Below are 20,387 nucleotides of genomic sequence, written 5' to 3' on the forward strand. Positions count from 1 at the left end.
TTTCAATGAATTCGGTTTTACAAAACAACCGCTTCTCATTATACTCTTACTGTTACGGATAATAAAGTTACGATAATTTTACTAATCATATAGATGAAGAAATGAGGAGATACCCTATGAAAGATGTCATCGTCATCGGTGGAGGGCCGAGCGGGCTCATGGCAACGTATGCAGCGGCAAAAAGTGGCGCTTCGACCTTGCTGATTGATAAAGGCTCGAAACTCGGTCGAAAATTAGCCATTTCAGGTGGAGGACGTTGTAACGTCACGAACCGAAAACCAATCGATGAATTGATTCAATTCATCCCCGGGAACGGTCGCTTTTTATACAGCGCCCTCGCCCAGTTCGACAACCAATCCATCATCGACCTTTTCACTGGATTCGGGATTCCGCTAAAAGAGGAAGACAACGGACGAATGTTCCCAGTGACAGATAAAGCACAGGACGTGGTCAACACGTTGCTTCGGGCAATCGAAGACCTCGGCGTCGAGATTCGAAAAAAAGCTGAAGTCAAAACGCTACATTTTAATGAAGAAAACGAGTTTCACGCTGTCGAGTTGATGGACGGTGAGATGCTCGAGGCAAAAGCGTGTGTCGTCGCGGTCGGCGGACAGTCCGTCCCACACACCGGTTCGACCGGAGACGGCTATCCATGGGCACAGAAGGCAGGACACACGATCACCGAACTCTTCCCGACAGAGGTGCCAATCAAATTGAATGACGCGTTCATCGGAACGAAACAACTTCAAGGATTATCGTTACGGGACGTCGCTTTGACGGTGCATGGCAAAAAAGGGAAGGCGATCAAGACGCATCAGGGAGACATGATTTTTACCCATTTCGGGATTTCAGGTCCAATCGCGCTCCGTTGCAGTCAGTACACAATCAAAGAACGGAAACGCAGCAAAGAACAAGTCGTCCTCTTGTCACTCGACTTCTTCCCAGACACGTCACGAGATGAGCTCGTTCAGGAACTGTGGAACCAAGTGCAGAGCCAACCGAAGCGTGCCGTTAAAAACGTATGGAAAGGCTATATCCCCGAGCGACTTCTTGACTTGTTGCTCGAAGAACTCGCATTTGGAGAAGAAGACGCGAGTCAGTTGAAAAAGCAATCCGTCATCGATTTCGCAACACGTTTGAAAATGTTCGAGATGCACGCCGTCGGGACACTCGACTTTGATAAAGCGTTCGTCACAGGTGGCGGCGTTTCGGTTAAAGAAGTTGCACCACAGACGATGATGTCAAAGAAGGCACCAGGTCTCTTCTTTGCAGGTGAAGTACTCGACATTCATGGATACACAGGTGGCTACAACATCACGGCCGCCTTCACAACGGGACATTGCGCCGGATCGCATGCAGCCGAACTGGCGACAGGGCGGTAAAAGGTTCGGTCAAACGCATCGTCTGCGTTCTATCATGATCACTAAACAATTAAAAGGTTTGATCCTGTCTCATTCAGGGTCAAGCCTTTTAACATTCTTTTCAACTTAATTTTCCAATTCCATCACATCTCGATACTTGTATTTTTCTAAAATCTCATGATCTTCTTTGAAGGTCCATTCGGGAATCGACAGTTCTGGGTGCGCCGTCAAATAGTCATGGAGCACATCCCTCCCTAGAATATAGTTACTCCAACGTGGCATATCTTTTTGATAATTACCGACTACAAAATCGGTGAAGGACGTTTCATAATCATTCACTCGACTCGCAATATGTTTCATGGTCGCTTCATCAACGTCTACATACCACGGTGGCGTTACCCCTTTGACAATGCGGTCGGCAAACGCATCCGCTTTCCCTTCAATAATCACTGACTCGAGAATCGAACTCAGGTTATATTCGTTTTGATCACGAAGAATCAGATGATGGTATTCATGAGCCGTCGAATGGGCTAACACACCTTTGTCAAAATCTGTATCAAGAAACAAGATGAAGGTGTCTTTATACGCTTGGGCGCCTACCCCTTCAATCGGTCCACTATCGTAGAAGAATTCAGGATTATACGGTGCGATAAACACCATGCCCTTCTTTTTAGGGAGAATTTGATTTGAATCTGCATATGTCGATGCAATAATCTCTTTAATCTCGTCATGCTGCTCGATTAATTTGTCTAACTGCTTCAGCAATTGTTGCTTATGAGGAGTCGGCTTTAGTGAAAAGCTCGTTTTTAATATAGATGTATCGATCTTTTCTTCCTCTCCGACTTCCCCTATGTAATCCAATACATATTTTTTGAAGTTTTGTTTATTTTCCTCCGCATCGGTTGTTTCAAGGGATGCGTTCAAATGTTGTTGGTATTGGGTATAGAGTGGGACGATTGTCAATTTATTCTCTTCATTGATTTCTATCGTTTCGATTGAAACGTCAGGCTCTGATTTTTTAGATTCTAACTCTTTTTCATCCTCACTACACGCTGCTAACAGAAGTGCTGAACTACAACATAGAATACCGAATAGCTTTTTCAGTTAAATGACCTCCATATCAATGATCAATATCCCTCATTCGCTTACTTATGTTAAATTATACCATTAATTACTCCCATAACCTTTCCAATCCCATCTAATATCAGCATGTCATCACTACCATCACAACAAAAAACGGCTTGAACCCATTCTAGTGAGGGCTCAAGCCGTTTGTGATTATTCTTTCCCTGCGATTTGACGACGCACTTCTTTTTCGAGCTCCGGCTCCGGTGGCATCCATCCTTCAGGTTTCATGACTTTATTGTCCGACTCGCGTAAGATCGGCTTCCCGTCCGGTCCAAGTTTCGCCATATTGGCGCGCTGGACGATTTCAAACAACGGAACGGGATCAAGTCCGAGTTCAACAAAACTGCCCATCACAAAGTATAACGCATCCGTCAATGCATCCCCTTGTCCGACGAGGCGTTCCACATCATCCGACGGAGGAGCGTCTTGCAACGATTTTTGGACGGCTTTCTGGAATCCTACTTGGAATTGCTCGATGGCTTGTAAAAACTCTTCTTCCGATTGCGATGATTGATGCAAAAACTCGACGACCGCTTCCTCTGCCGTCCACACCGAACGCTTCGTCGCGCGATCAAGCGTCAACGGTTTCGGCGATTTTGCTCCTGGATGTCCAAAAGTTTCATGAAATTGTTTCACTTCTTCAAAAAAATAACGCTTGCTCATTTGTCATTCCCCCATGATCAGTCCACGGACACGAACGCATCCAAATCGAATACTTCCGGGTGGACGATTGCAAAGATTTCATTGTCTTGTAAAAACATACCGGTCGAATCATACACACGAGGCGTCACCATCTGACCGTTGATGGTCCCTTCTTCTGGGTTGACCGTATAGAGAACGAGCTCCTCAGAGTCGAGCACGTAGATGCGTCCTTGCCTCTCGACTAGCCCAACTCCTTCGAACCGTTCGAATTTTTGCTGGATGGAAGCACTCATCCCGTCAGCAGATAACGCTTGTCGTGAATCAAGCATCCATTCGGTCTCGGGCTCTTGTTTCTCTTCTTCCGCTTCTTGTTCGTTCGACTCATTGTCAGGCGCGTCTTCAGTTGCAGCCGTTTCGCTTGAGGCATTGTCATTCGTCGAGACGTTTTCTGTCGTTGAATCTTCCGATGATTCTTCTGTTTCTTTAGTAGTCGTGTCAGCGTCAGTCGAGGTTTCTGATGATTTGTCATCGGCCGGAGTCTCCGGTTCGATCTCCCGTTCTTCGACATAAAGGAGCTCAAGGTCCGGGGTATCCGCTAATCGGTTCATCATGAACAGCCGTTTCGTTTCCCGGTCATACCCAAGACCAAAGATTCGGTCTTCCGACACGAGTCCTTTGATTTGTTTACGTGGCCGCTCGACCCAGCGTCCTTCTTCTCGCTCGATTGTAATGAGCGTACCGTTCGCTGTCACTGCATACACAAGATTTTCTTCGACCATGCGCATCCCGATAAAGTCATCGAGGCGCTGTTTGCCTGAATTCTCAAGTTGGAGCACAGAGTTGACGCGCGTCCCGTTTCCGCTCACTTCAAAAAATTCAGCTTGTTCGGTTAAGACCAAATACGCCCCGATTGTGTCACTGTAATACACTTCATCGATTTGACTGATTTGTTCGAGGGCATCGGTCGTATCGATATCTTCATCATCCTGCGCAGCTTCCACGGGTGGAAGTGAGGCCGTTTGATGACTCGTTTGAATATCAATTTTTTCAAATGTCGAGGCGACCTGTCGTTGAATCTCTTCATCTGAAAAGACAAAAACATAACAAAGGATCACACCGACCACGACAGCACATAATGTCGTGTATAGCACATAAGAACGTTTCATGGACATGTCGTCCCCTTCTACTTCAGTATCGCCCTTTAGTGTATCAAAACCGTCAATAAAAGAAAATGACCTCACCAAAAAGAAAAGAATGTGCGACAATGTCACACATTCTTTTTGTTAGCCAACTACAATATTAACGAGTTTTCCAGGAACGACAATGACTTTACGAACCGTCTTGCCTTCTGTGAACTCTTGGACACGCTCGTTCCCGAGTGCTTCCGCCTCAAGTGCTTCTTTTGATGCGTCACGCGAGACGTGCATTTTCGCACGAAGTTTCCCGTTCACCTGGATGACGACTTCAATCGTGTCGCTCACAAGTTTTGACTCATCGTATGTCGGCCAAGCCGCATACGTCAACTCTTCTGTCATGCCCATCTTCTCCCACAACTCTTCAGACAAGTGCGGCGCGACCGGTGAAAGCATCTTGATGAAGTCGGCCATTTGCGATTTCGGCAACGTCTCTTGTTTGTTCGCTTCATTGACGAAGACCATCAACTGCGAGATTGCCGTGTTGAAGCGAAGGGCTTCATAGTCCTCCGTGACTTTTTTCACCGTCTGATGATACGTGCGTTCAAAGTCTGCAGTCGGTGCCACGTCTGCGAAGTTCGTCTGATCGAATAAACGCCAAACGCGGTCGAGGAAGCGACGTGCCCCGTCAAGACCATTCGTCGACCATGCGATTGCTGCATCAAGTGGTCCCATGAACATTTCGTAAAGACGAAGTGTATCGGCTCCGTGCGACTTCACGATATCATCCGGGTTGACGACGTTCCCACGAGATTTCGACATCTTCTCGTTGTTCTCCCCGAGGATCATCCCTTGGTTGTAGAGTTTTTGGAACGGTTCGTTCGTCGGGACGACACCGATATCGTAAAGAACTTTATGCCAGAAACGTGCATAGAGCAAGTGAAGAACGGCATGCTCCGTACCCCCGATATACAAGTCGACTGGAAGCCAACGCTTGAGTTTCTCAGGATCCGCAATCATCTCTTCGTTATCTGGATCGATGTAACGGATGTAGTACCAGCAGCTACCTGCCCATTGTGGCATCGTGTTCGTCTCGCGACGACCTTTTTCCCCTGTGACCGGATCTGTATACGTCAACCACTCTTCTGCGTTCGCAAGTGGTGACTCACCTGTACCAGATGGTTTGATTTCATCGATGATCGGAAGTTCGAGCGGAAGTTCTTCGACCGGTACCGTCTTCATCGTTCCGTCTTCCATATGGACGACCGGAATCGGCTCGCCCCAGTAACGTTGACGGCTGAACAACCAGTCACGAAGACGATATGTCGTCTTCGCACGCCCTGTGCCACTAGCTTCGAGCTCTTCAATGATCGTCTTGATGGCATCGGCTTTATTAAGTCCGTTCAAGCTACCAGAGTTGACGTGCTCACCGTCTTCGACGTAAGCCGCCTCTTCCACGTTTCCACCTTTGACGACTTCACGGATCGGGAGGTCGAACGTTTTCGCAAACTCATAATCGCGCTCATCGTGTCCAGGAACAGCCATGACTGCACCTGTCCCATATGTCGAGAGAACGTAGTCCGCTGTCCAAATCGGAAGTTTCTCGCCGTTCACCGGGTTGATCGCATAAGCGCCCGTGAAGACACCTGTCTTCTCTTTGGCAAGGTCTGTACGCTCGAGGTCCGTCTTCTTCGAGACTTCCTCAATGTATGCTTCGACTGCCGTCGATTGTTCCGGTGTCGTGACCACTTTCGTGAACGGATGCTCTGGTGCGAGTGTCACGTATGTCGCCCCGTGAAGTGTATCTGGACGTGTTGTGAATACCGTGACGATCTTATCATGACCGTCGACCTTAAAGTCGACCTCGGCACCGACCGATTTGCCAATCCAGTTGCGTTGCATCTCTTTCACGCTCTCAGGCCAATCGAGACCTTCCAAGTCTTCAAGCAAACGCTCTGCGTATTCTGTGATACGAAGCACCCACTGCTTCATCGGGACACGGTAAACAGGGTGGTTCCCACGCTCTGACAAGCCATCGATGACTTCCTCGTTCGCAAGGACCGTACCGAGAGCCGGGCACCAGTTGACCGCAACTTCATCGACGTATGCGAGATCACGTTCGAAGAGTTGCGTGAAGATCCACTGCGTCCATTTATAGTATTTCGGGTCCGTCGTGCTAATTTCACGGTCCCAATCGTATGAGAATCCGAGTTCTTTCAACTGACGGCGGAACGTCTCGATGTTGCGCGCTGTGAATTCACGCGGGTCGTTCCCTGTGTCGAGTGCATATTGCTCGGCAGGAAGACCGAATGCATCCCAGCCAATCGGATGAAGAACGTTATATCCTTGCATCCGTTTCATACGAGCGATGATATCCGTCGCCGTATAACCTTCCGGGTGACCAACGTGAAGACCTGCACCGGATGGGTACGGGAACATATCAAGGACATAGAAACAATCCTTCTCCGGGTCTTCTGTCGTTTTAAATGCTTCTTTCTCTTCCCAACGCTTTTGCCACTTCGGCTCGATTTCTTGATGTTTAAAATAGCTCAACATTCTTCCTCCTCTGCATAATAAAAAGCCTTCCGTCCCCGAAAATGGGACGAAAGGCTTGAAAGCTCTCCGCGGTACCACCCATGTTGCATTGCTGCCACTTGAGACGCCGGTAACGAGGCGTAACCCCGGTTTTCCCTACTCGTTTCAGGAAAACAGCTCCAAGGCGAGTTCACAACATCCGCTTATCGATTCACACCATCCATCGACTCTCTTTGAAACGGAACGTTCGCTACTAGTCCTCTTCAACGCTTGCTATTCATCGTAGTCTATTTTAGCCCATTCTGAAATTCAACGTCAACTTGATTTTTCTGTGACACGAATGTCTTTCATGATGACAAATAGCGTTAAGGCCAACGTAGCAAGTAGTAGAAGCATGCCGAAGACTGCTGTAATGCCGAACATGTCATAGACAAAACCAGACAACGTCGGTCCAATCATTCGACCGACGGATGCTGCGATATTGACGAGCCCTTGGTATTGCCCAGCTTTCCCAGGTGGGGCAAGTTTCGCCGCAATCGTCGGAACAGCCGGCCAGACAAACATCTCCCCGATGGTCATGACAACCATCGCGACCATGAACATCCCGAATCCACCAGCGAATGGGACAATCAAGAACGCACCGAGGAAGATGGATGCCCCGATGATCAATTGACGTTTTAAGTCGTCCTCAAACTGTCGTAAGACGCGGTTGAGCAACGGTTGTGCGAAGACAATCATCGCCCCGTTCACTGTCCAAAGGAGTGAGTATTGACTGATTGTGACGCCGAGATCTTTCGAGTGAACCGCAATCGTCCCCTGCCATTGAACATACACGAACCAAAGCACCGCATAACCGACGGCGACATACCACATCGATTTCATCGTCGCACTCGATAGTGTCGTGGCTGCCGCTTCTAGTTGCGACTGAACGACAGGACGTGCCGGATTTTTCAAATAACGCAGTCCAAACAAGAGCACTACGACAAATAAGACCGATAAGAAGAAGTTCGCATAAAAAATCCACTCGATGTTAAATCGAGCGATTTGACCACTCATTGCCGTACCGAGGGCGACCCCCACGTTTTGCGCGACGTAAATCGCATTGAACGAACGGCGTCCCCCTTCTGGCCAAATGAGACCCGCAAACGCATATACGGTCGGAAAGACGAGTCCACCTGAAAGACCGATCAATCCGAGCCATACGAGATAGCCGAAGAACGTGGCATGAAACAGTAAAAATCCAAGCGAGCTCGCGAGCAAGAGACCGACAGAAATCATCAACGTCGTCTTCCCACCGATTCGATCGAATAGCGTCCCTCCGATGTAGTTCCCGACAATCGCGAGTGCCGAGTTCACAAGAAGCGCCACCCCAGCAAGCGTCATCGACTCACCTAAAAAATCATGAATATACAGTGTGTTAAATGGCCATAAAAAAGACGCCGCCGTTGTATTGAGCGCCATCGCAATGACTAAAATCCATACCGAAATTGGCATTTTATTGTTCACACCAAGTCCTCCTTTCATTCTTCTTTCACATTAAAAAAATCGGCACAAAAAGGCCGAATCGACAAGATTTCCTTATCAAACCTAAACGAACGCCAACGAAGTGTCAAGAAAAATTACTTATTATGAAGTTTTGTCATTTTCCGTTTGTGATAGGATGAGCAAGGGAGGAGAGATGAACATGAATCCATTCGGTCAAAATCGCTACCATACACTAAATGAGGCGTATCGCCGAGAGTACGGGGGCAAGGTGTTTAAAGTGCCACTCGATGGTGGCTTCACGTGCCCGAACCGTGACGGACGTGTCTCAAAAGGCGGATGCACCTTCTGTTCGGACGATGGAAGTGGTGATTTCGCGGGAAATGCTTGCGATCCGATTCCCATTCAATTTGCAGAAGTGAAGGCTCGTCTCCACCGGAAGTGGAAAAATGCCAATTATATTGCTTATTTCCAAGCGTTTAGTAATACGTATGCACCAGTCGAGCGGTTACGTGAATTGTATGAACCGGCACTAAATGAGGATGGGGTCGTCGGTCTCTCGATTGCGACACGTCCTGACTGCTTGCCGGACGACGTCGTCGCCTATTTAGCAGAGTTGAATGAACGGACTTCCCTTTGGGTAGAGCTTGGTCTTCAGACCGTACACGACACCACCGCTAAAAAGATCAATCGCGGGCACGACTATCAATCGTTTTTGACCGGTCTTGCGAAACTTCGCCGTCACAACATTCGTGTCTGCGTTCATATCATCAATGGCCTCCCAGGTGAGACACCAGAGATGATGCTCGACACGGCACGAGAAGTTGCTAAAATGGACATACAAGGAATCAAGATCCATTTACTTCACGTCTTGAAACACACACCGCTCGCCCGTCAATATGAGAAAGGACTGCTCGACTTGATGGAGGAAGACACATACGTCTCCCTCGTCTGTGATCAACTCGAACGGATTCCCCCCGAGGTGATCGTCCATCGTTTGACAGGAGACGGTCCTCCCGACCTCTTGATCGGTCCGCTATGGAGCCGTCACAAGATGCAGGTGCTAAACAAGATTCGTGCGGAATTGGAGCGCCGGGATTCTTTTCAAGGAAAAAAGAGGGATGAGATGTATGGGATTAATGAGAGTACTACCTTTTGCAAAACAATTACTACATGACCATCTCGAGGAAGGTCAGGTCGCCATCGATATGACGGCCGGGAACGGACACGATACGTTGTTCTTAGCGAATGCTGTAGGCGAGACAGGACATGTCTATGCTTTTGATATCCAATCAGAAGCTGTAGCAGCCACAAAGGCGCGGGTTGAAGAAGCGGATGTCAGTGAACGTGTGACCGTGATTCATGATAGTCACGATACGGTCCAAGCGGTCGTTGAAAAGGAAGCGCGTCCGATCACCGCGGCCGTCTTCAACTTAGGGTATTTACCGGGAAGTGATAAATCGATCACGACACACGGAAATACGACGATTGCCGCATTATCCCAACTATTAGACGTCATGGCTGTCGGTGGCGTCATCGTCATCGTGATTTACCACGGACATGAAAGTGGGAAAGTTGAACGAGACGAGGTGCTTCATTATGTAGAGTCCCTCGATCAAAAACAGGCAGGCGTCCTGCGTTATGGATTTATCAACCAAGTCAATCATCCCCCATTCATCGTGGCGATTGAAAAACGTGCATAAGAAAAAGGCGGCTCATTAGAGTCGCCTTCTGTCATTCTTGAATCAATTCATAAAACGTCATGAGGGTTTCCGCGAATTTCGTGTTCAATCGTTCGTAACCAAAGTGTGGGAATCCTTCCAATCGCCGGATATACACTTGGTCCCCACCGATTTTTCGACAAACATTCAACGTCAACTTCACGTCCGCAAACTGGTCGTCTGGTGCATAGAAACAGGCGAGCGGAAGGCGTGGCAGATGCTTCTTCTCTTCCTGATGCTCGACGATTTCCTCTTCGATTTCTCGATATTGCGCATACGTGATTTCTCCGAATCGGGACGACTCGTCTCCCCCGCCGGTGAATGTCATCATCCCGAGTGGCAAGTCAGGGCGAAAACGGTCGACAGCACTTGCGACGACTTGTTTCAATCCACCAATTTGACGAGTAGCATGCCAATCAAACAATGGGGAGATGTATGTGAGACTCCCGAGTGGCACATCGTACTCCTGCAAAAGGCGATTCGTTAAGAGTGCGCCAAGGCTGAATGCCACGACATGAATCGGTAATTTATATTCTCCTGCCTCGCGCAATGCTCGCTTGATTAGTTGCTTATGGTCATCCGCCGTCAATCCAATCGATTGTTCGCGGACGACGATGACTTCATACTCGTCTTCGAGCCGTCGAATAAAGTTCTCGCTGATCCGTGACGTGAATTGTAACGGATACACGATGACGATGACTCCTTTTCGTACTTCTTCATTTGCCATACAGCCGTCACCTCGTTTATAGACTACATTCATTGTATCAAAAAAACATCAGCCGCAACTGATGTTTAAATAAAATCCGTCTGGAGGCTTAGCTCGGGTCATATCGTAAATGGATGAGTTCCATCGGGCGATCATACACCTCTTCCTGGATGCGATTCACTTCTTTGAAAGATTGATGCAAGAGGAAGGCGATTGCTTGCTCATTCGAATTCTCAACGTACACTTCCATCGGCTGTTCTTTTTTCGATTGAAGGTGGGCCAAAAAGGCTGCGCCGTAGCCGTTTCGATGATAATCGGGGTGCAGATAGAGGCGGAGCATCTCCCACATGTCACCGCGATCGATGGCATGACAAAATCCGATGACATCTTCTTCATATTCGCCAACGATAAAATACTGTTCTCGTGCTTCTTCACTTGAACTGATTGCTCGTACAATCTCTTCTTGCCGATACGCGCGTTCCATCGCTCTCGTTCGATTGGAATCATCCCGTGAAATGGTCGCCAGCGCGATGTTCCGAATCAGCGTCGCATCTTCTGGCACTGCTTCCCTCATGTTCATGACAGCTTCCCCCTTTTGGCCAATCTATTTGTATCATTCCCTATCCCGGTGTTTTTATCCTGCTCCTTCATTTCTTTTTCATGACGATTCATCAGAAAACGTTACGTAGACATTGCTCTAGGGTATAACACAACCAATGCCAATCAAACGAAGGAGTGGAACCACATGGAACCTAGACAAGAACATGACCCGAAAGTAGATCAGACAGCAAACCCGAACCGCCAATTCGATCAATTGGACGGGGGAAGTCCAAAAATCAGTGTCGTGACCGGGATGTTGCTCGGTGCACTCGTCGGTGGTCTACTCGCCTTACTTAGCTCCTCGAACCGGGAGCAGACAAAGCAATCCCTCTCGAATGCGAAATCGTCGGTCGGGGGCATCGTCAACGAAGTGAAACAAGATCCTGCCGGAAAGGCGTCTCAAGTCATTGAACAAGTGAAGTCGGCCTCGACAAAGATTCAAGAAGTCTCTACAGATGTCCAAAACGTATACGAAAAAGTCGTCGGGGAAGTCGATACCGTGAAAGAGGACGTCACTAAAATCGTCGAGACGGCTCAAGAGGCCAAGTCGGACTTACAGGACATCGGGGAGAAAGTCGTCGAAGCGAAGGATACGGCGCTTGGACAAGATCCGACAACCGATTCTTCATCCGATTCGAACAAACAGGTACCACCGATAGCATAAAAAAACGACCTTTCCTCGGAAAGGTCGTTTTTGATGATTACGCGAAACGTTTCGCGCCTTCTTCAAGAATGGCTGCTTTATCTGTTTGCTCCCATGGGAGTTCGATGTCTGTACGACCGAAGTGACCGTAAGCTGCCGTTTGTTTGTAGATTGGGCGACGAAGATCAAGCATCTTGATGATGCCTGCTGGACGGAGATCGAAGTTCTCGCGAACGAGTTCAACGAGTTCCGTTTCGCTCAATTTACCTGTGCCGAACGTATCGACAGCGATTGATACTGGGTGTGCAACACCGATTGCGTATGCAAGTTGAACTTCTGCTTTATCAGCAAGTCCTGCTGCAACGATGTTTTTCGCTACATAGCGGGCTGCGTATGCCGCTGAACGGTCAACTTTTGTAGGATCTTTACCAGAGAATGCACCGCCACCGTGACGAGCGTATCCACCGTACGTATCGACGATGATCTTACGTCCAGTCAAACCTGCGTCCCCTTGTGGTCCACCGATTACGAAGCGACCAGTCGGGTTGATGAAGTATTTTGTTTCAGCATCGATGAGTTCAGCCGGAATGACTGCCTCGATGACATGTTTTTTCAAGTCTTCTTGAATTTGCTCAAGCGTGATTTCTTCAGCGTGTTGTGTCGAAATAACAATCGTATCGATGCGAACAGGGTTGTTGTCCTCATCATACTCGACCGTTACTTGCGTCTTCCCGTCCGGACGAAGGTACTCGAGCGTACCGTTCTTACGCACTTCAGCAAGACGACGTGACAACTTGTGTGCCAACGAGATTGGAAGCGGCATGAGCTCAGGTGTCTCGTTTGTCGCATATCCGAACATAAGACCTTGGTCTCCTGCACCGATTGCATCGAGTTCCTCTTCAGTCATCTGACCTTCACGTGCTTCAAGCGCCTGGTCAACACCTTGCGCGATGTCTACCGATTGCTCATCGATTGACGTCAAGACCGCACACGTTTCAGCATCAAAGCCATATTTCGCACGCGTGTATCCGATTTCGCGGATTGTTTCACGGACAACTTTCGGGATATCCACGTAAGTTGACGTTGTGATTTCACCAGCTACGAGTACAAGACCTGTTGTGACAGACGTTTCTGCCGCAACACGGGCATTCGGGTCTTCCGCTAAAATGGCATCCAAGATGGAGTCAGAGATCTGATCACAAATTTTGTCTGGATGTCCTTCAGTAACCGACTCTGAAGTAAAAAGTCGACGGTTCAATTTTGACATTCAAAAAACCTCCTATAATAAGGGTATTATGTGGACGGTACTCGTTCCCCTTACGCGTTGCTTTGGGACGGTAATGAAAAAAACCTCCCCCGATGACATACATGGGGAAAGGTTGAATCGTTCTTCCTTACCCTCTTATCGTTCGAAGCTAATGGCTTCGCTTCAGGATAGCACCTTTTCCGCACAAGACTTCATGTCGGACGGTTGCTGGGCTTCGTAGGGCCTTGTTCCCTCCACCGCTCAGAATAAGAGTATCCGTTACGAAAACCATCATATAAATGACACTCGATTATGTCAAGGGAATCGGACGAATTCGTAAAAGTTTTCACAGACTTGCAAAACATTTCTGTTTGTGAATCGTCAAACATTTTTTTATTTCGTTTCTTTTTTTTAACACCTTGTGATAAGAGAATGTGATAAAATGACTTTGTAAGAAAGCGCTTACTTAGAGAGAAGAAACGCTTGTGTTTAATTAGTGTGTCACATATAATTAAAAATGTCATACTGATTAATCGTAATCGCGGAAGTATGCGGATTTCATCCACATCTATTTAGGGGAAAGGTGGGATTCAGGATGGCGACAACGCTCCTGAAAATCGAAGAATTAATTAATGGTGCCGACATGTTACGGAACTTGACGGTTCCAGAGCTGGTGGAAGAAGCCATTCAAAATGGTGAAGGTGTACTGACAAAAGACGGGGCATTATCTGTCAGCACCGGTGCTTTTACCGGACGGTCACCGAAAGACAAATTCGTCGTACAAGATGAAGTCAGCAACAACCTCGTCGATTGGGGTAAAGTGAACCAACCGATCGCAGAAGAGAAGTTTTCAGCACTTCTTGACAAAGTTCTCAACCATTTAGAAAAGAAGGATAAGCTGTATTATCTAGAAGCATCCGCTGGTGCAGATGAACACTATACGTTGCCTGTCCGTGCCATTACGGAGTATGCGTGGCACAGTCTGTTCGCCAAACAATTGTTCTTACGCGAATGGCCGACGAAAGGTGCGTTCGACCCGTTCACGGTCATTTATGCACCGAGCTATAAAGCAGACCCTGCGGTCGATGGTACGAACTCTGAGACGTTCATTCTCGTTTCATTCGCCAAGCGCACGATTCTGATCGGGGGAACAGAATACGGTGGCGAAATTAAAAAATCTATCTTCTCCGTCATGAACTTCTTGCTACCTGAGCAGAACGTGTTATCGATGCACTGTTCAGCAAACGTCAACGATGCGAACGAAACGGCACTCTTCTTCGGATTGTCGGGCACTGGGAAGACAACGCTCTCGGCTGACCCTGAGCGTCACTTGATTGGAGACGACGAACACGGATGGTCACCGGACGGGGTCTTCAACATCGAAGGAGGTTGTTACGCGAAGACGATCAACTTGTCTCGTGAGAACGAACCTCAAATCTATGATGCGATTCGCTTCGGTTCATTGATTGAAAACGTCGTGTTGAATGAAGATCGTACACCGGACTATAAGAACATTTCCCTGACGGAAAACACACGTGCGGCATATCCAATCGAGTTCATCGACAATGCGATGCTCCCATCTCGCGCAGGTCATCCGAATACGATTGTCTTCTTGACGGCAGATGCATATGGCGTCTTGCCTCCGATCAGCAAACTGACGAAAGAACAGGCGATGTACCACTTCTTGTCGGGTTATACGTCAAAACTTGCCGGCACCGAGCGCGGTGTCACAGAACCGCAGGCGACATTCTCGACTTGCTTCGGTTCACCGTTCCTTCCGCTCGCTCCAGAGCGTTACGCGGATATGCTCGGTAAATTGATTGAGGAACACGACGTGGATGTCTACCTCGTCAACACAGGTTGGACTGGCGGTGCATACGGTGAAGGTTCACGTATGAAACTCGCTTACACGCGTGCGATGGTCAACGCCGCAGTCAACGGTCAACTTCGTGACGTCGAGACGAAGAAACATGACATTTTCAACGTCGAGATTCCAGTAGCCATCGAAGGCGTACCGAGTAACGTGCTCAATCCACGTGACACGTGGAGCGACCCAGCTCGCTACGATGTCGAGGCGAAGGCACTCGCGATGAAGTTTAAAGAGAACTTCACACGGTTCACGAAAGCGAGTGAATCGGTCATCGCAGCCGGTCCACTGGTCATCTAATACGAAAGCACCGACTCATCGAGTCGGTGCTTTCGCTTGTTGTAGCATCCATTCCATCGCTTGTTCGGTCGTCTCCCATTTATCCCAAAACGGGAGTTGGTGTCCGAACGGAAGCACCCAAAACTCGGCCTGCTCACCTAATTTCTCGGCGACTGCCGTCGCATGGCGCAATCGGACCTGCTCATCATCCGTACCATGGATGATCAGCGTTGGAGCGCCCCATTCCTTATAGAGCGGAGAACGTTCCGTATATGCCGTTTCTGCCGATTCAGGGTCCCCGCCCGTCATGCGACGTAACATCTTCCGCATCGAGCGCTGCTCTTCATACGTCCACTCTAGATTCGTCACACCGGCCCATGAAGTGACAGTGGTGACCGGTCGTTCAGATGCGAGAGAGAGTGCCATCATCCCACCGCGCGAAAAACCGAGTGCATGAATCGGTCGTCCACTCGTTTGGACGCGATCATAGAGTGAGAGTACGTCTTCTAAATCCTCTCCACCGAAGTCTTCTTTTCCCGTACCTCCGTGATTGCCTCGATAAACCGGGGCCACCACATGAAAACCACGTGCCGCAAATTGCATGAGTCGCGGCAACCGGACGTCTCCGATTCGTGCCGTCCCCCCTCGTAAGTACATCAATACCTGTCCGTTCGACCGTTTCGGTTCAATCGAATAGGCGACGACCTCTTCCCCATCATTTGTCGTATACCACCCACGCGTCACCCGATAACCGGCATAAGGTGGCAAGACGTCGACCCGATCAAACCAAGTGTTGCTCATGGAGCACCCTCATCGTTTCCGGTAAGACACGGTCTTTCATCATAAAACTGTAACGTGGATTCCGTAGTAGGTTGTCCGGCAAGACATCGATCAAGACGGCCCCATCCGTCTCGTCGACTGCGGGATGATCTTCGAATCGTTCGATTTCCGCAAAATAAATGTTTTTGATGACGGTGTCGCCGCGGCCGAGCACACGATACTGCCCCATGTATCGTAATGTCTTGACGACGCCTCCGGTCTCTTCATATACTTCCCGGATGGCAGCGGCATCCTCATGTTCGCCCGGCTCGACTTTCCCACCTGGGAATTCGAGCCCTCGTTGCTTATGTTTCGTCAATACCCATTTGTCCTTATATCGGGCGACGACCCAGACGTGGAGCGGCGTGTCTGAGAACGGATAATGAGTGAAGCTTAACTCGACTTGATTATGATAGTAATCCTTGAATGTCTTCATAGTCCATCCCTTTCTTTCCCCTGTCTACTCTCACTTTACCTTGTCTGCACCCAGTTTCAAACAAAAAAATCGGTCCGACACGCGGACCGATTCGTTTTCTTATTGATTCAAGCGTTTTTCAAGTTCTGCTTTTTGTTCTTCATACCCTGGTTTACCGAGTAATGCGAACATGTTCGCTTTGTATGCTTCAACGCCAGGTTGGTTGAACGGGTTAACCCCGAGGATGTATCCGCTCATTGCACATGCTTTCTCGAAGAAGTAGAACAAGTAACCGAGGTGGTAAGGTGTCATCTCTGGCAATTCGACGACAAGGTTCGGTACGTCCCCATCTGTATGTGCGAGGAGCGTCCCTTCTGTCGCCTTGTCGTTCACGAATTGGATTGTTTCGCCTGCGAGGAAGTTCAAACCATCCAAGTCTTGTGCGTCTTCTGGGACGTTCATTGTGTGACGGACTTCTTTCACACGGATGACTGTCTCGAACAAGTCGCGACGGCCTTCTTGAATGTATTGACCCATCGAGTGAAGATCAGTCGAGAAGTCGACAGCCGCAGGGAAGATCCCTTTGTTGTCTTTCCCTTCTGATTCTCCGTAAAGCTGTTTCCACCACTCTGACACGTAGTGTAGAGCTGGTTCGTAGTTGACGAGCATCTCAATCGATTTACCTTTCGCATAGAGAGCATTACGTACGACTGCATACTGATACGCTTCGTTCTCAGCCAATTCTGGCGAGCTGTAGGCGTTTTGTGCATCGCGTGCGCCTTCCATCAAAGCATCGATATCGATTCCTGCAGCGGCAATCGGAAGAAGTCCGACCGGTGTGAGGACAGAGAAACGTCCACCGACGTCATCTGGAATAACGAACGTCTCGTAACCTTCAGCGTCCGCGAGCGTCTTGAGGGCGCCACGGGCACGGTCTGTCGTCGCATAGATCCGCTCACGCGCTCCGTCTTGACCATACTTGTCTTCCATGAATTGCTTGAGGACACGGAATGCGATCGCAGGTTCTGTCGTCGTTCCTGATTTCGAGATGACGTTGATTGAGACGTCTTTCCCTTCAAGCACTTGAAGCAACTCTCTCATATACGTTGAAGAGATGTTATGGCCCGCATAGAATACTTGTGGCGCCTTGCGCTCTTCTTTTGACAATACGTTGAAGAACGAATGTTGAAGCATTTCGATCGCTGCACGGGCACCGAGGTAAGAACCTCCGATTCCGACGACGACGAGAACATCTGAATTCTCGCGAATTCGTTCCGCCGCAGCTTTGATTCGTGCGAACTCATCTTGATCGTATTCGGTCGGAAGGTCGACCCACCCAAGAAAATCACTTCCGGCACCGCTCCGCTCGTGAATCACCGAGTGGAGAGTTTTTACCGTTTCTTGCATTTGGTCGATTTCATGCTTCCCTACGAATGAGAGCGCGTTTGAATAATCGAAACGTACAGTTGACATGTCATTTCCTCCTTTAAATCGCTCGTAAAAGAGCCATACATGACCCATCATAAACGGAAAGTCTAGATTCGTTCAATCATTATTGCAAAATAGGCAAGAAATCGCCTTATTTACTTAGTTCGAGAATATGCGCAACATCTTCCCGTTCGAGCGTACGGAAACGACCAAATGCACCACGTTTCATCGCAGAATCAAGAATCGCATCGAATGTCGACTCATCGATATCGTAGTCACGAAGCGAGTTCGGTGCACCGAGTTGATCGAAGAACGCACGGATGGCCTCGATTGTACGCTTCCCTGTCTCTAAATCCGTTGCACCTGGCTCCACATCGAACACTTCCGTACCGAGTCGAGCAAAGCGAGCCGCATTGTCTTCATCCAACACATGTTCCATCCAACGTGGGAAGAGGATCGCGAGGCCCCCAGCATGCGGGATGTCATGGACAGCAGATACGGCGTGTTCGATGTTGTGCGATGCCCAGTCACCGGCTGCACCCATTTGAAGTACACCGTTCAATGCCATCGTACCTGAGAATAAGATGATGGCACGGAGGTCTACGTTTTCTAAATCGTTGACGAGTTTGGGTGCCGATTCGACGACCGCTTTCAACACACCTTCTGTCATGCGTTCTTGTACCGGCGCATGGTTCGGGTGGAAGTATTGCTCGAAACAGTGGCTCATCATGTCGACGATGCCATAAATTGTCTGGTCTTTTGGAACTGACACGGTGTAACGTGGATCGAGGATCGAGAATGTCGGGAATACAAGTGGGTGACCCCAACCGAACTTCTCTTGAGTCTCCCAGTTCGTGATGACCGATCCCGAGTTCATCTCCGACCCTGTCGCAGCGAGTGTAAGGACTGTCCCGAATGGTACCGCCTCTGTCGGGATATGTTCACGAAGTACGATGTCCCACGCGTCCCCGTCATATGGAATCGCTGCTGAAATCAGTTTTGTGCAGTCGATGACGGAACCGCCACCGACAGCTAGCAAGGCATCAACGTCCTCTTCACGCGCAAATTTCACCGCACGACGTACAGTCTCAATCCGTGGGTTCGGTTCAACACCTGAGAAGTCTACGTATGAGATACCGGCTTTTTCAAGCTCGGCCACGACTTCATCGTACGTCCCGTTCTTTTTGATGCTTCCGCCACCATAGACGAGCATCACTTTCTTCGCGTCAAGCGCTTCTAGTTCTCCACCTAATTTTTCGACCTGATGTGTCCCAAAAATTAGTTTTGTCGGGTTTTTGTATTCAAAGTTGTGCATAAGTTAACCTCCTCATAGAAATATGTAACACCTACACTATATACCCTGTTTTCACGGAATGAAAAGTATCGTGCTTACTGATAGATACGGTCGATGATGTGATGCAAGATGACCGCTTCCTCCGCTTGCTGATAGTTCGGCTCTTCTCCACAGGCCTCAAGGAAGAGTCGGATTTGCCGCTCATACGGGTCGTGTTCAGTCAAATAAGCTGGTCGCTCGTCAAACAATGCCCCAAATTTCTCCGTGTGAAGTGTGAGCGGGAACAGACTGGCTCCGGCTTTCGTGCCGCGACATTCCACTCGCATCGTATCTTTTTCCTCGATGTTGGCCATGTAGCTGACGTCGAGTAATAAGGATGCTCCGTTTTCAAACGTGACCATCGCTCTCGCCGTATCCTCGACTGTGAGCGAACTCGCGTCCCATTCCCCCAGCAAGCCGACACCCGAACGATTCCCTAAGTACTGACCGACATGACCGACGACCTCTCTCGGTTTCGGGTATCCCATCAAATGAAGCGCCAGGTCTAACATATGCACACCTATGTCGAGTAATGCACCCCCGCCTTGCAGTTCTTTATTCGTGAAGACACCCCATCCCGGAATTCCACGCCGTCGAAGCGCGAGCGCCGTCGCTGCATAGATGTCTCCGAGTTCACCCGCATCAATCATTCGCTTCAACAGAACCGTATCCTCACGATGTCGGTAATGGAATCCGTAATGCAATGTTTTTCCGGCTCGTTTTGCCGCTTCCAACATCTCGATCGCTTCATTCTCTGAAATTCCCGGTGGCTTCTCACAGAGAACGTGACATCCTGCTTCAAGCGCAAGCAGCACTTGCTCTTTATGTAAGGCGTTTGGTGTACATATACTGACCGCATCGAGATTTTCGCGTGAAAGCATCTCTTCGACCGTCTCATAAACGTTCGGGATGCCGAACTGTCGTGCGACACGTTCCCCGTTTGCCCGTGTCCGGTTCATGACCGCTACCACATCCATGCCTGCTTTGACATAATTCGGGATATGGGCACTCGTCGCAATTCCTCCCGTTCCGATGATGCCAATCTTCAT

Annotated in this window: 18 protein-coding genes, 1 riboswitch and 1 other annotated feature; of the genes, 5 read left to right on the forward strand and 13 right to left on the reverse strand. The window is 48.9% G+C overall.

Going from position 1 to position 20,387, the window contains the following annotated elements; all coding sequences use genetic code 11:
• Nucleotides 1-116: 116 nt before the first annotated feature.
• Entirely contained in the window at nt 117-1,382 is a 1,266-nt protein-coding gene (locus Q9R25_RS06260; protein WP_311282916.1) for a BaiN/RdsA family NAD(P)/FAD-dependent oxidoreductase, read from the forward strand.
• 105 nt (nt 1,383-1,487) lie between these two features.
• Here the strand turns inward: Q9R25_RS06260 and Q9R25_RS06265 are convergent, their stop codons facing one another.
• From Q9R25_RS06265 to Q9R25_RS06285, 5 genes are all read right to left on the reverse strand, one after another.
• Nucleotides 1,488-2,324, reverse strand: coding sequence for a DUF2268 domain-containing putative Zn-dependent protease (locus Q9R25_RS06265; RefSeq protein WP_311282917.1), 837 nt, complete (start codon nt 2,322-2,324; stop codon nt 1,488-1,490).
• Nucleotides 2,325-2,639: 315 nt separating this feature from the next.
• Entirely contained in the window at nt 2,640-3,152 is a 513-nt protein-coding gene (locus Q9R25_RS06270) for a pyrophosphohydrolase domain-containing protein (RefSeq protein ID WP_311282918.1), read from the reverse strand.
• Between the two features lie 17 nt (nt 3,153-3,169).
• On the reverse strand, nt 3,170-4,297 hold the full coding sequence (locus Q9R25_RS06275; protein WP_311282919.1) for a hypothetical protein: 1,128 nt from the start codon (nt 4,295-4,297) through the stop codon (nt 3,170-3,172).
• Between the two features lie 117 nt (nt 4,298-4,414).
• Nucleotides 4,415-6,820, reverse strand: coding sequence for a leucine--tRNA ligase (leuS, locus tag Q9R25_RS06280; RefSeq protein WP_311282920.1), 2,406 nt, complete (start codon nt 6,818-6,820; stop codon nt 4,415-4,417).
• 39 nt (nt 6,821-6,859) lie between these two features.
• Nucleotides 6,860-7,075: a binding site (T-box leader), on the reverse strand.
• 39 nt (nt 7,076-7,114) lie between these two features.
• Nucleotides 7,115-8,305: an MDR family MFS transporter gene (locus tag Q9R25_RS06285; RefSeq protein WP_236548930.1), complete on the reverse strand. Its 1,191-nt coding sequence runs from the start codon at nt 8,303-8,305 to the stop codon at nt 7,115-7,117.
• Between the two features lie 178 nt (nt 8,306-8,483).
• Between Q9R25_RS06285 and mnmL the strand changes: the two genes are divergently transcribed.
• Nucleotides 8,484-9,458, forward strand: a complete 975-nt coding sequence (mnmL, locus tag Q9R25_RS06290; RefSeq protein ID WP_311282921.1) for a tRNA modification radical SAM protein MnmL/YtqA — start codon at nt 8,484-8,486, stop codon at nt 9,456-9,458.
• Nucleotides 9,412-9,984 carry a tRNA 5-(aminomethyl)-2-thiouridylate-methyltransferase MnmM gene (gene mnmM, locus Q9R25_RS06295; RefSeq protein ID WP_074036434.1) on the forward strand — a complete coding sequence of 191 codons (573 nt, stop codon included), beginning with the start codon at nt 9,412-9,414 and terminating at the stop codon, nt 9,982-9,984. Before mnmL ends, mnmM begins: the two co-directional genes overlap by 47 nt.
• Nucleotides 9,985-10,015: 31 nt before the next feature.
• Here the strand turns inward: mnmM and Q9R25_RS06300 are convergent, their stop codons facing one another.
• Complete coding sequence (locus Q9R25_RS06300) at nt 10,016-10,729, reverse strand: alpha/beta hydrolase (RefSeq protein WP_311282922.1); 714 nt, start codon at nt 10,727-10,729, stop codon at nt 10,016-10,018.
• An 88-nt stretch (nt 10,730-10,817) separates the two neighbouring features.
• Nucleotides 10,818-11,288 (reverse strand): GNAT family N-acetyltransferase, encoded by a 471-nt coding sequence (locus Q9R25_RS06305; RefSeq protein WP_311282923.1) that lies wholly within the window; start codon nt 11,286-11,288, stop codon nt 10,818-10,820.
• Nucleotides 11,289-11,453: 165 nt separating this feature from the next.
• Between Q9R25_RS06305 and Q9R25_RS06310 the strand changes: the two genes are divergently transcribed.
• Nucleotides 11,454-11,972: a hypothetical protein gene (locus tag Q9R25_RS06310; RefSeq protein ID WP_311282924.1), complete on the forward strand. Its 519-nt coding sequence runs from the start codon at nt 11,454-11,456 to the stop codon at nt 11,970-11,972.
• Nucleotides 11,973-12,009: 37 nt separating this feature from the next.
• On the opposite strand, the gene metK is transcribed toward Q9R25_RS06310, so the two are convergent.
• Complete coding sequence (gene metK, locus Q9R25_RS06315) at nt 12,010-13,218, reverse strand: methionine adenosyltransferase (RefSeq protein ID WP_012726792.1); 1,209 nt, start codon at nt 13,216-13,218, stop codon at nt 12,010-12,012.
• 132 nt (nt 13,219-13,350) lie between these two features.
• Nucleotides 13,351-13,470, reverse strand: a riboswitch (SAM riboswitch).
• Between the two features lie 322 nt (nt 13,471-13,792).
• Here metK and pckA point away from each other — a divergent pair.
• Nucleotides 13,793-15,364, forward strand: a complete 1,572-nt coding sequence (pckA, locus tag Q9R25_RS06320; protein ID WP_196430940.1) for a phosphoenolpyruvate carboxykinase (ATP) — start codon at nt 13,793-13,795, stop codon at nt 15,362-15,364.
• Between the two features lie 15 nt (nt 15,365-15,379).
• Here the strand turns inward: pckA and Q9R25_RS06325 are convergent, their stop codons facing one another.
• The 5 genes from Q9R25_RS06325 to Q9R25_RS06345 form a co-directional block, all read right to left on the reverse strand.
• Complete coding sequence (locus Q9R25_RS06325) at nt 15,380-16,144, reverse strand: alpha/beta hydrolase family protein (RefSeq protein WP_214690705.1); 765 nt, start codon at nt 16,142-16,144, stop codon at nt 15,380-15,382.
• The gene (ytkD, locus tag Q9R25_RS06330; RefSeq protein WP_159562573.1) at nt 16,125-16,598 is read right to left on the reverse strand and encodes an RNA deprotection pyrophosphohydrolase; all 474 of its coding nucleotides are present in this window, start codon (nt 16,596-16,598) and stop codon (nt 16,125-16,127) included. Before ytkD ends, Q9R25_RS06325 begins: the two co-directional genes overlap by 20 nt.
• A 99-nt stretch (nt 16,599-16,697) precedes the next feature.
• The gene (locus Q9R25_RS06335; RefSeq protein WP_074036426.1) at nt 16,698-18,050 is read right to left on the reverse strand and encodes a glucose-6-phosphate isomerase; all 1,353 of its coding nucleotides are present in this window, start codon (nt 18,048-18,050) and stop codon (nt 16,698-16,700) included.
• Nucleotides 18,051-18,156: 106 nt separating this feature from the next.
• Entirely contained in the window at nt 18,157-19,320 is a 1,164-nt protein-coding gene (locus Q9R25_RS06340) for an iron-containing alcohol dehydrogenase (protein ID WP_159562574.1), read from the reverse strand.
• Nucleotides 19,321-19,394: 74 nt separating this feature from the next.
• Nucleotides 19,395-20,387 carry a Gfo/Idh/MocA family protein gene (locus Q9R25_RS06345; protein WP_215243794.1) on the reverse strand — a complete coding sequence of 331 codons (993 nt, stop codon included), beginning with the start codon at nt 20,385-20,387 and terminating at the stop codon, nt 19,395-19,397.

This window comes from Exiguobacterium sp. BG5(2022) (genome assembly GCF_031844365.1).
GTDB classification, from domain to species: Bacteria; Bacillota; Bacilli; order Exiguobacteriales; family Exiguobacteriaceae; genus Exiguobacterium; species Exiguobacterium profundum.